At 55.4% G+C, this 11,762-nt stretch carries 9 protein-coding genes; 6 read left to right on the forward strand and 3 right to left on the reverse strand.

Annotation, left to right across the window (positions count from 1 at the left end):
- The first annotated feature begins 8 nt into the window (after positions 1-8).
- The gene (yidD, locus tag RO22_RS13090) at positions 9-341 is read left to right on the forward strand and encodes a membrane protein insertion efficiency factor YidD (RefSeq protein ID WP_027965443.1); all 333 of its coding nucleotides are present in this window, start codon (positions 9-11) and stop codon (positions 339-341) included.
- A 9-nt stretch (positions 342-350) separates the two neighbouring features.
- On the opposite strand, the gene RO22_RS13095 is transcribed toward yidD, so the two are convergent.
- Together RO22_RS13095 and RO22_RS13100 are read right to left on the reverse strand one after the other, a co-directional pair.
- Positions 351-767, reverse strand: a complete 417-nt coding sequence (locus RO22_RS13095) for a SufE family protein (RefSeq protein ID WP_027959429.1) — start codon at positions 765-767, stop codon at positions 351-353.
- 61 nt (positions 768-828) lie between these two features.
- Positions 829-2,007 (reverse strand): tyrosine-type recombinase/integrase, encoded by a 1,179-nt coding sequence (locus tag RO22_RS13100; RefSeq protein ID WP_041158462.1) that lies wholly within the window; start codon positions 2,005-2,007, stop codon positions 829-831.
- A 215-nt stretch (positions 2,008-2,222) separates the two neighbouring features.
- Between RO22_RS13100 and RO22_RS13105 the strand changes: the two genes are divergently transcribed.
- Positions 2,223-3,263: a DNA-binding protein gene (locus RO22_RS13105; protein ID WP_041158463.1), complete on the forward strand. Its 1,041-nt coding sequence runs from the start codon at positions 2,223-2,225 to the stop codon at positions 3,261-3,263.
- Positions 3,264-3,333: 70 nt separating this feature from the next.
- On the opposite strand, the gene nfuA is transcribed toward RO22_RS13105, so the two are convergent.
- Positions 3,334-3,957, reverse strand: a complete 624-nt coding sequence (gene nfuA / locus RO22_RS13110) for a Fe-S biogenesis protein NfuA (protein WP_041158464.1) — start codon at positions 3,955-3,957, stop codon at positions 3,334-3,336.
- A gap of 292 nt (positions 3,958-4,249) precedes the next feature.
- Between nfuA and metH the strand changes: the two genes are divergently transcribed.
- The 4 genes from metH to RO22_RS13130 all read left to right on the forward strand — a co-directional run bounded on the left by metH (position 4,250) and on the right by RO22_RS13130 (position 11,624).
- The gene (gene metH / locus RO22_RS13115) at positions 4,250-7,945 is read left to right on the forward strand and encodes a methionine synthase (protein ID WP_041158465.1); all 3,696 of its coding nucleotides are present in this window, start codon (positions 4,250-4,252) and stop codon (positions 7,943-7,945) included.
- A gap of 3 nt (positions 7,946-7,948) precedes the next feature.
- Complete coding sequence (locus RO22_RS13120; RefSeq protein WP_041158466.1) at positions 7,949-9,274, forward strand: MATE family efflux transporter; 1,326 nt, start codon at positions 7,949-7,951, stop codon at positions 9,272-9,274.
- 156 nt (positions 9,275-9,430) lie between these two features.
- On the forward strand, positions 9,431-11,083 hold the full coding sequence (locus RO22_RS13125) for a nitrite/sulfite reductase (RefSeq protein ID WP_027959435.1): 1,653 nt from the start codon (positions 9,431-9,433) through the stop codon (positions 11,081-11,083).
- Entirely contained in the window at positions 11,076-11,624 is a 549-nt protein-coding gene (locus RO22_RS13130; protein ID WP_041158467.1) for a DUF934 domain-containing protein, read from the forward strand. Before RO22_RS13125 ends, RO22_RS13130 begins: the two co-directional genes overlap by 8 nt.
- Positions 11,625-11,762: the final 138 nt, after the last annotated feature.

Consider the following 11,762-nt stretch of genomic DNA (forward strand, 5'->3'; position numbering starts at 1 on the left):
TGCAAGCTATGACTCGGTTAATATCAGCCCTGCGCTCAGGCCCGCGTTGGGTATTGATGAAGGTGATGATTGGCTGCGTTAGAGTCTATCAATATACGCTCAGCCCCCTTTTAGGCCCGCGCTGCCGCTTCTGGCCGAGCTGTTCGTCCTACACGATTGAAGCGATTCAGGTGCATGGGCCCATCAAGGGCGGCTGGATGGCCGTTAAGCGGATCGTTAAGTGCCACCCGGGCAATCCTGGCGGTATGGATCCGGTGCCCGGTGGCCGCAGCGAACAGCTTTGCCGCGAGGATGACGAAAAGGGATCGCCGCCCTCTTGCTGTGACCATCACCCTCGCTAGCTTGTTTTCCTACTTCTGCTGCGCTACCGCGTAGATCCTCTCCAGCATGGCATGCAGGCCGTTGCTGCGCGTAGGTGAAAGGTGCTTATCCAATCCCAGATCCGCCAAAAAGTGTGGCTCGGTAGCACGAATCTCAGCGGCGGTGCGTTCGCTGTAAATGCGCAGCAATACGGCAATCAGGCCGGATACGATGGCGGCATCGGAGGTCGCTTTGAACACCAGCTTATCGCCCTCCTCCTCATGGCGCATCCACACGTTTGACTGGCAGCCCTGTATCTTAAACTCTTCGAGTTTCCACTCTTCGGGAAAGTCAGGCAGTTGCTTGCCCATATCGATAATGTACTGATAACGATCCATCCAGTTATCAAATATTTCGAAATCTTCGATTAGCTCTTGCTGGGCCTGTTCGGCGCCGGAAGTGCTCATGCTATTTCCTTCTCTATTGGAATTGGCTGAATATTGGCGACTGACATTTTGCGTCATAGGGTTACTCATTGTGGCCATTATAACGGCTCGAAGGTGTCTTGAGGGAGGTTGTGTCGGAAACAGTCAATCGATGTCGCTGCTGTTCAAGATGCCACTCGTTGTCTTCGCTATGGAGATAGCGTGAGGTGGTGTCGAGGCGTGCGTGTCGAGCGCTTTCGGCCAGATGACGCAGGCTAATACCCGATTGAGCCTGATGGGTGATCGATGTGTGCCGTAACCAGTGCGGCGTTGCCAGGTTAAGCGCGGTCACATGTTCCGATGCTCCGTTAATATCTTCAAGTGCTTGTGCCGCCTGCTGAAACGTTGCGCGAATAAGCCGATAAAGCTGGTTATGGCCCAGGCCACGCTGTCCATCCAGAGCGCGAAGCACCGGTGCTTCAGCTTCAAACTGCTCAGGGTATTCAGGCAATCCCAGCGTATGGCGCCACTGGCGCAAACAATCAAGCATATCGTCAGGCAACGGAATGCGCGCCATCTTGTTTCCCTTGCCCACCACATGCCACCACCAGCGCCCTTCGCTGCGCTGGAAATCCCCCATACGTGCATCGGCCATCTCGCTGATGCGCGGTGCCAGCAAATAGGCAAAGCCAAAGATAAAGCGCCGTCGTGAATGTTCAAAACGGGCACGACTGCCCTCCCCAGCCTCTAACGGGCTATTCAGCCACTCCCACAGCCACGCCCACAAATCACTTTCCAAATAGCGCTCAACACGCGGCGTTTGATTATTCAGGCGCCGCGATTTATCGCGCATCAAGCGAAACGGATTGTGGTGAACCCAGCCTGCTTCCACCAACCAGGCAAACATCCCTTGCAGTATCACCAGGCTTTGGCGTTGGCTGGCGGGTGATAAACCGCCACGAAATGGCCGCCACGACGGGTGCGCGCGGGGTTTGGAGGGCCCTACCCATTGCTCGCTTGGCTGTGGGTCGGCGAGAAAGGCTTCAAAGCGGCGCAGGTTTTCGCGGTTGATATCGGCCAGCGTGTGCCCTTGGCTGGCGAGCCAGAGCAGCAGCCGCTCCGCTTCGCGACGGTACGCTTTCCAGGTTTGTGGGCTATCCACGTACTCTTCAAGCCATGCGGTCACTGCCTGGGCATCGTTTTGGGCGCTAATACGTCCGCCATTTGGCGAATCTTTCAATATCTGTAGTTGACCAGTGGGTGTAATAACCTCGTTCGCCATGCCCGTCGCCACTCTCTTCTTTTTAGCCGATGTTTATATTATCTGGCCTTAAGTGTGCTCCTGTAGCCCTATAAATTCAAGATAATACGGGTAATCTTGAATTTATGCACATTATCATAAATAAAATTACGTATTACATAATACGTAATTGTTGCCTTTTATACGACAAGTCCCGACAATGGTGGTTACAGAAGCTCTCAAGGAAGGATCATTTCATGGCCCGCAACGGCATTCAGTACAGCGATGTTCAACAAGCCATTGATGCCCTGTTGGCCCGGGGCGACACGCCCAGCGTGCAGCGTATTCGCGATGTGCTGGGCACCGGCAGCTTCACGACGATTAGTGATCACTTCCGCTTGTGGCGCAGTGAGCGGGAACAGAATCGCGACGTGCCGCCGCCCAAGGGTGTGCCGGAAGTCGTGGTGACCATGGCCAGCGAGCTATGGCGCGAGGCCCAGGAGGTAGCGAATCAAGCGCTGCTCCATTATCGCGAAGATGCCAATCGCCAAGTGGCAGAGGCCCAGCAGCTCGCGGAGGACGCTAAACAGCAGGCCGCTAACGCCGAACAGCGCGAAAGCGCCCTCGCCGAGCACTTGCGTCATATGGAGCAGCGCCTGGAAGCGTTAAATCGGGAATTAGCCGCCAGTCAAACCAGCGAACATCACTGGCATCAACAAGCCGAAGCATCCCAAGAAGAAGTAACTCAACTGAAGCAGGTACAAAAACAGCTAGAGAGCCAAGCAGATGCACAGCGCGATGCGCATAGCAATGCCCTCAGCGAGCAGCAGGTAGCGTGGGAGCAGCGGTTAGCACAAGAGGAGCAGCGCCATGAGGCGGCTGAAGGAAGACTAATGGCGATGCTGGATAGCGCTCAGCAGACGCGCGCCCAGGAAGAGAAGACTTTCCAAAAACGTCTGCAGCAGTCTGAGCAGCGTATTGAGGCATTGAGTCAGGAGCTAAAGGCAAAGCAGCAGGCCCTGCACACTCTGCAGCTGGAGGCTAGCCAGCGCGAACAACAGCTTGGTGAGCAGACGCAGCAAATTACATCGCTGGAGAAGCAGCAACAAGTGTTAACCGAGCAGCTAGATGAGGCGAAGGCAGCATTAGATCGCCAAGCCCAGCAGCATGCCGAGCGCGAAGCTGCGCTACAGCAAGCGTGGCAAGAGAAGCTTTGGAGCCGCATGGAAGCGCTGCAAACACAGCTAACGGCGCTACCCGATGCGCTTTCAAAACAGGGCAGTGAGCCAGGCCAGTAATCAACCTGGAGACGTAGTAAAAAAGCCCAGCGATTCAAGCTGGGCTTTTTTGAGCCTTACTATCGCTTATTTAGCGGTAGTAAGCGTTGGTGGTATCGCTGTGATCGGTAACGTCGCGAATACCGGCAAGCTCTGGAATGCGCTCCATCAGGGTTTTCTCAACGCCATCTTTCAGGGTTAAATCAACCGCTGCACAACCCTGGCAGCCGCCGCCAAAGGCCAACACTGCGTACTGCTGTTCGGTGAGTTCCACCAGCTTGATTTCGCCGCCGTGGGCCGCCAGCCCAGGATTGATCTCGCTGTAAAGTACGTAGTTGATACGGTCTTCCAGCGGGCTATCGGCATTGACCTTAGGCATCTTGGCGTTGGGTGCTTTGATCGTCAGCTGACCACCCATGCGGTCGGCGTTGAAATCCACCACCGCTTCTTCCAAAAACGCTAAGCTGTTTTTATCGAGAAATACATTGATTTTCTCGAGCTCCAGCGTGACATCGGTAGGCTCTTCTTCGCCGGGGCGGCAGTAAGCCAGGCAGGTTTCCGCGTAGGGTGTGCCCGGCTGGGTAATGAAAATGCGTACGGCAATACCCTCAACGTTCTGCTTTTCCAGCAGTTCTGCCAAGTATTCTTGCGCACTGTTTGTAATATCAATACCTTGGGTATCGACACTGGTTTCTTTTTCGCTAGTCGTGGTCATGAGGGCTGTCTTCCTCCCGTGGTAGTGGCGGCGCCACTTCACATGTCATTTGTGTCTATGGTAAGCAAAACAGCGCGCTGACACAATCCCGACTGTTTTAGTCGGCTATTTTAAACAGCTCTTTTTACGAGCGACTATTAATTATCTTTCCTTATCTTGCGTATAGCCTCCGTAGGGGCGCCTTTTGCCATCCCTTTTGTTATCATTATGCGCCTTATAACGACAGATGCTGCTTTTCCGACGATAACAACATCCCCTTTGACGACTGTGACGCTGGAGAACTCCCCCTGCCATGGCTGATAGTGCTTTGATCGCAACCCTCACCCAACGCCTTGCCCAACGTATCCTGATTCTGGATGGCGGCATGGGAACCATGCTGCAGAATGCCCAGTTGAGCGAGGAAGATTTTCGCGGCGAACGGTTTAGCGACTGGCCCTCGGATCTCAAAGGCAATAATGATCTGCTCGCGCTAACCTGCCCCGAAGTGGTCACGCGGATTCACCGTGACTACCTGGAAGCCGGTGCCGACATTATTGAGACCAACACCTTTAATAGCACTCAGCTGTCACAGTCTGATTACGGCATGGAATCGCTGGTGGTTGAACTCAACCGTGAATCAGCGCGCCTGGCTCGTGAGGTCTGCGACGCAGTGGCCGCTGAAACCGGCGTGCCCCGCTATGTTGCCGGTGTGTTAGGCCCCACCTCGCGCACCGCGTCGCTATCGCCGGATGTGAATGATCCCGCCAAGCGTAACGTCACCTTCGATGAGCTGCGTGAGAACTACTATGAAGCCGCTGAAGCGCTGATTGCAGGCGGTGCCGATCTGATCATGATCGAAACCATCTTCGATACGCTTAACGCCAAGGCCGCGATCTATGCCCTGGAAGAGCTGTTCGATGATCGCGGCGAGCGCTTGCCGGTAATGATCTCCGGCACCATTACCGATGCCTCGGGGCGTACGCTTTCAGGTCAAACCACCGAAGCCTTCTGGAACTCGGTACGCCATGCTCAGCCGCTGTCGGTAGGCTTGAACTGTGCCTTGGGTGCCGAGGAGCTACGTCCTTACCTGGAAGAGCTCGCTACCAAAGCCGATACCTTTGTCTCCGCCCACCCCAATGCGGGCCTGCCCAACGAGTTTGGTGAGTACGATCAAACGCCGGAAGAGATGTCGGAGATTGTCAGCGAGTTTGCTGCCAGCGGGTTGGTGAATATTATCGGTGGCTGCTGCGGCTCCACGCCCGAGCATATTCGCGCCATTGCTGATTCTGTTCGAGATATGGCGCCCCGGGTCATTCCTGAGCGCAGCCGCGCCTGCCGTTTATCCGGTCTAGAACCGTTCAATATTGAAGCCGATTCGCTGTTCGTCAACGTCGGCGAGCGCACCAACGTCACCGGCTCGGCGCGCTTTAAGCGCTTGATAGTAGAAGAGGACTTCACCACGGCGTTAGAGGTCGCCCTGGAGCAAGTCGAAAGCGGTGCGCAAGTCATCGATATCAATATGGACGAGGGCATGCTCGAGTCCAAGGAAGCCATGGAGCGCTTCCTTAACTTGATTGCCGGTGAGCCGGATATCGCCCGGGTACCGATTATGATCGACTCCTCCAAGTGGGAGATCATCGAAGCCGGCCTGAAGTGCGTCCAGGGCAAGGCGGTGGTGAACTCCATCTCGCTTAAAGAGGGCGAAGCCGCCTTCCGCGAACAGGCGACCAAGTGCCGCCGCTTTGGTGCTGCCATTGTCGTTATGGCCTTTGATGAAGAGGGCCAGGCAGACACCTTCGCCCGCAAAACTGAAATTTGTCAGCGCGCCTACCGCCTGCTGGTGGATGAGATCGGCTTCCCCGCCGAAGACATTATCTTTGACCCCAATATCTTTGCCATCGCCACCGGCATCGAGGAGCACAACAACTACGCGGTCGACTTTATCGAAGCGACCCAGTGGATTCGCGAAAACCTGCCCCACGCGATGATTTCTGGCGGGGTGTCTAACGTCTCGTTCTCGTTCCGTGGCAACAACCCGGTGCGCGAAGCGATCCACTCGGCTTTTCTCTATCACGCCATCCGCGCAGGACTCTCCATGGGTATCGTCAACGCGGGCCAGCTCGCTGTTTACGACGACCTCCCCGCCGAGCTACGCGACGCAGTAGAGGATGTGGTGCTCAATCGCCGCAGCGACGGCACCGAGCGCTTGCTGGATATTGCCGATAAGTATAAAGGCGACGGCAGCGGTGCCGCTAAAAAAGAGGATCTTGAGTGGCGCAGCTGGCCGGTTAACAAGCGTATCGAACACGCGCTGGTTAAAGGTATTACGGTGTATATTGAGGATGACACCGAACAGGCCCGCGCCGAGGCCGAACGCCCTATTGAGGTCATCGAAGGCCCGCTGATGGATGGTATGAACGTGGTCGGCGATTTGTTTGGCGACGGCAAAATGTTCCTGCCCCAGGTAGTTAAGTCTGCGCGGGTCATGAAACAGGCCGTGGCCTACTTAATCCCCTATATCGAAGCCGAAAAGAGCGAAGAGACCAAAGCCAAAGGCAAGATCGTCATGGCCACGGTCAAAGGCGATGTCCACGATATTGGTAAAAATATCGTTGGTGTGGTCTTGCAGTGTAATAACTACGAGGTGATCGATCTCGGTGTCATGGTCGCCGCAGACAAGATCCTGCAGGCAGCCAAGGAGCATAACGCCGATATTATCGGTCTTTCCGGGCTGATCACCCCGTCGCTGGATGAAATGGTGCACGTTGCCAAAGAGATGCAGCGCAGGGGTATGGATCTACCGCTGCTGATTGGCGGTGCCACCACCTCTAAAGCGCATACCGCGGTAAAAATCGAGCCGCAGTACGAACACCCGGTAATTTACGTTACCGACGCCTCCCGGGCCGTTGGCGTAGCGGGCAAATTATTGACGCCTGCTTTAAAAACACCTTACGTCGCCGAGATCCGTGAAGAGTACGAAAAAGTTCGCGAGCGTAACGCCAAGCGCCGCCCCAAAGCAGCGGATCTTGACTACACTCAGGCGCGCAAGCGGCGTTTTCGCACCGACTGGAACAACCACACCCCCGCCGAGCCCAATATGTTGGGGTTAAAAACCTTCGATGATTACGATCTGGAAGAACTGATCGAACGCATCGACTGGACGCCGTTCTTTATGAGCTGGCAGCTAGCGGGCAAGTACCCCAAAATTCTCGACGACAAAGTCGTCGGCGAGGCAGCCCGCAACCTGTTTGAAGACGCCAAAGTGATGCTACGCAAGCTGGTCGATGAAAAGCGCGTTCAGGCCCGTGGTGTTATCGGCCTGTGGCCCGCCAATAGTGTTGATGATGATGTCATCGAGGTGTACGCCGATGAGTCACGCAGCGAAGTCGTCGAACGTCTCTTCCATATCCGTCAACAGACCACCAAAGGCCGTGACGGTATCTGCTACAGCCTGGCCGATTTTATTGCCCCCAAAGAGAGTGGCAAAGCCGACTGGATTGGCGGCTTTGCGGTCACCACCGGGCACGGTGTCGATGAGCTCACCAAAGCTTATGAGGCGGCAGGCGACGACTACAATGCGATTATGGTGCAGGCGTTGACGGATCGCCTTGCGGAGGCCTTTGCCGAGCGCATGCATGAACGGGTACGCAAAGAGTTTTGGGGTTATGTACCGGAAGAAACGCTGGACAACGATGCCCTGATCGCTGAGAAGTATCAGGGCATCCGCCCTGCCCCCGGCTACCCTGCCTGCCCGGATCATACCGAAAAAGCCACGCTATTCCGGTTGCTCGATGCCACCGAGAATACCGGTTTGGCGTTGACCGAGAACTTCGCCATGTGGCCTGCGGCAGCGGTTTCCGGCTGGTACTTTGCCCATCCCCAGTCGAAATACTTCTCCACTGGTAAGATTACCCGGGATCAGGTCGAGGCCATTGCCGAGCGTAAACAGATGCCCCTTGAGGAGATGGAGCGCTGGCTCTCACCAGTACTTTCCTACGACCCGAGCTAATTAATGCTGTTTGTCCCCGGTCGCCATGGCAAGGTCATGCGCTTAGCTTTTCCGATCATGTTGGGCATGCTCTCCCAGAGCATGCTTAACTTGATCGATGCCGTTCTGGTGGGGCATTTAGGCGAGGTAGCGCTTGCGGGTGTTGGCGTGGGCGGTTACGCCATGTTTATGCTCAGTGCTCTTGTGTTTGGCCTCTCCTCCAGCGTGCAGTCACAAACCGCCCAGCGCGAGGGGGCTGCCCACGCGGATATTGCCTATCCGCTTAACTCGGGGCTGGTGATTGGGCTTGTGGTTGGCCTGCCGCTGTCCGTCTGGGCTTGGTGGCAAGCACCGCTGCTGATTGGTTTGATTAGCCAAGCCGATGATGTTCAAAGCGTCGCCGTTGACTATTTTCGTTGGCGGGTGGTGTCACTAATGGCCATTGCGCTAACGCTCTGCTTTCGTGGCTACTGGAACGGTCGCCAGCAAACGCATCTCTACTTGCGTATCATTGTGGCGGTTCACTTGATCAATGTGGCGGCCAGTGCGGGGTTGATCTATGGATTCGCCGGGCTACCCAAAATGGGCGCGAGCGGTGCGGGTGCTGGTACAACACTATCGCTGTTTATTGGCTTGATTGTTTGGTGTTGGGTGAGCATAAAAAGCCCATCTATCCAGCATTTTTTGACACGCATACCTTGCTTAGCCACCCTGCGCACGACCTTGGTACTTGCCGCTCCTCACTCTTTGCAGCAGTTTTTATTTGCAGCGGGTTATGCGGTACTCATTTGGTTACTTAGCCAGCTAGGCACGGCCAGTGTCGCGGTTGGCCATGTGTTGATTAATCTTTCACTGCTGCTAATTTTGCCGGGGGTGGGGATTGGCGTTGCGGCGATGAGCTTGGTGGGTGAGGCATTAGGCCGCGATGCTCAGCACGAAGCCCACCGCTGGGGTCTGGATGCGCTGCGAGTCGCATGGCTACTTTTACTTGTGCTGGCGCTGCCGATGTTAGTGATACCTGAACAGGTACTTGGGATATTTTTCAGCAGTAGCGAGCTAGTGGCGCTGGGTAAACTCCCGTTGCAGATAACCGGCGTGATGATTGTGCTGGATGCCGCCGCTTTAGTGCTCGCCCAGGCCTTAATGGGCGCGGGCGCTCAACGCACGGTGATGATGTTGACCCTGGGGATGCAGTGGCTACTTTTTTTACCCCTGGCCTGGTGGGTCGGGATTGGTTTAGACCAGGGCTTATTAGGTATCTGGCTTATGCAACTGCTCTATCGGTTGATAAACTCAGCCGGCTTTTTATGGGTATGGCAACGACGCCGCTGGCTGGCCCCTGCTTTCTAACAGTCTGCCTGACCCGTAATTGGTGTTCTAAATAGCTTTTAGAGATAAAAAGATAATTATATATTCTTTTGAAGAATATGACGCCCGCGTTAAGGTGACGCTACATTAACGTCCGTCTCAACGTGACCATTTCGCTTTTTAGCAGGATCGTGCCACATGTACCGTTATGATATTCACGACCAAACCCTGGTTGACGAGCGTGTCGCTCAGTTCCGCGACCAAATGGAACGCTACCGCGCCGGGCGTTTGGGAGAAGAGGAGTTTCGCCCTTTACGGTTGCAGAACGGCCTCTATATTCAGCGCCATGCGCCTATGCTGCGTATTGCGATTCCTTACGGCATGCTGGCGGGTAGCCAACTGCGTGCCCTGGCTGAGATCACCCGCCGCTATGACCGCGGCTACGGCCACTTTACCACCCGGCAAAATTTGCAGCTCAACTGGCCTGCCCTTGAAGACGTGCCGGATATTTTGGCAGATCTCGCCAAAGTACAAATGCACGCGATTCAAACCAGTGGTAACTGCATTCGTAACACCACCAGCGACCAGTTTGCCGGCATCGCCAACGATGAAGTGGAAGATCCACGTCCCTGGTGCGAATTAATCCGCCAGTGGTCGACTCTGCACCCGGAATTCGCCTATCTGCCGCGTAAGTTTAAAATCGCGGTCAGCGGTGCGGCCCAAGACCGTGCGGCGATTCAAGTGCACGACATTGGCCTACGTCTATGGCACAACGACGACGGCGAGCTGCGTGTGAAAGTGCTAGCCGGCGGCGGCCTTGGCCGTACTCCTATGATTGCAGACGTGGTACGTGAAGATCTGCCCTGGCAGCATCTGCTCACCTACCTGGAAGCCTGTGTACGGGTTTACAACCAGTTTGGTCGCCGGGATAACAAGTTCAAGGCGCGGATTAAAATCCTGGTAAAAGCCCTGGGTATTGAGGAGTTCCGTCGCCGGGTGGAAGAAGAGTGGGCGCATTTGAAAGACGGCCCGCAAACGCTTAACCAAGCAGCCGTCGACGCAGCCAAAGTTCACTTCCCTGAGCCTGATCGTCGCCCGGTTGCAGAGAGCGCTAACGAGGATTTTGACCGCTTGCGCGCTGAAAACCGCAGCTTCGCACGCTTTGTCACCAACAACGTGACCGACCACAAAGTGCCCGGCTATAAGGCCGTAACGCTGTCACTGAAACGCCGCGAGCACGCGCCTGGGGATGTCACCGCTGACCAAATGGAAGCCGTCGCAGATTTAGCCGATCGCTACAGCTTTGGTGAAGTGCGTGTTACCCACGAACAGAACCTGGTGCTTTCTGACGTACCGGTCGATGAACTGGAAGCGCTGTGGGAAGAGCTTGAAGCGTTGGGTATGGCGAACCCCACCGTGGGCACGCTCAACGACATTATCTGCTGCCCTGGAGGCGACTACTGCAGCTTGGCTAATGCGGTCTCCATTCCCATTGCCCAGGCGCTGCAGGAACGTTTTGAAGACCTCGACTTCTTGTATGACCTTGGCCCGCTGGATCTGAATATCTCCGGCTGCATGAATGCTTGTGGCCACCACCATGTGGGTCATATCGGCATCCTGGGCGTGGATAAAAAAGGCGAAGAGTTCTATCAGATATCGATTGGCGGCAACTCCACCGACGATGCCTCGCTTGGTAAGATTTTAGGCCCATCCTTTTTCCGCTCAGACGTGCCGGATGTGGTTGAAAAAGTATTGGAAGTCTATGTGTCGCAGCGCCATGAGGACGAACGCTTCTTGGATACTTACCGCCGTATTGGCCTAAAACCCTTTAAGGAGCGTGTCTATGCCTAATAAAACAGCTGAGACGCAAGCTGAAGCGGTTGAACAGACACCGGTTCATGTCGATCACTTGATTTTCAATGGCGAGCTTGCGGCGGAAAACGCTTGGTGTGTTTCCTACGATGCAGACACCCTGCCCGAACAGCGCCCAGCGTTTGTGCCGCTGGCGTTGTGGCAGGCCAATCAGGAAGACGCTGAGCTGGCACCACTACTCACCAGCGATACCGAGCTGACGGCCGAATTAGGCAAACAGCTTGGTAATGCCGTAGCCATCGCTATTGACTTCCCTGCCTTCACCGATGGCCGTGGCTACAGCATCGCCCGCCTGCTGCGCGAGCGCTACGGCTATAGCGGCGAAGTGCGCGCGGTGGGTGATGTCCTGGTCGATCAGCTGGAGTATATGCGCCGTTGTGGTTTTACTGCCATGGCGCTGCGCGATGACCAGCATCCCGAGGATGCCCTGCGCGCGCTAAGTTTTATCAGCGTTCGCTACCAACCCGATGTTGAAGAGCGACAGGCGCTGTTTGAGCGCCGTTTAGCCGATACTAAGTAGACGCAGGGCGTGAATGTTATAAACCCAAAAGGGCAGCTTCTGAACTGCACCCCAAAAGTTGGACGCTCATCCAACGATTGGGGTGTTTTTCATGACGAAACATAATGAAGCGTTCAAGTTACTAGTAGTGCAACGCTA

The organism is Halomonas sp. KHS3 (genome assembly GCF_000830495.1).
Classification (GTDB): Bacteria; Pseudomonadota; Gammaproteobacteria; order Pseudomonadales; family Halomonadaceae; genus Vreelandella; species Vreelandella titanicae.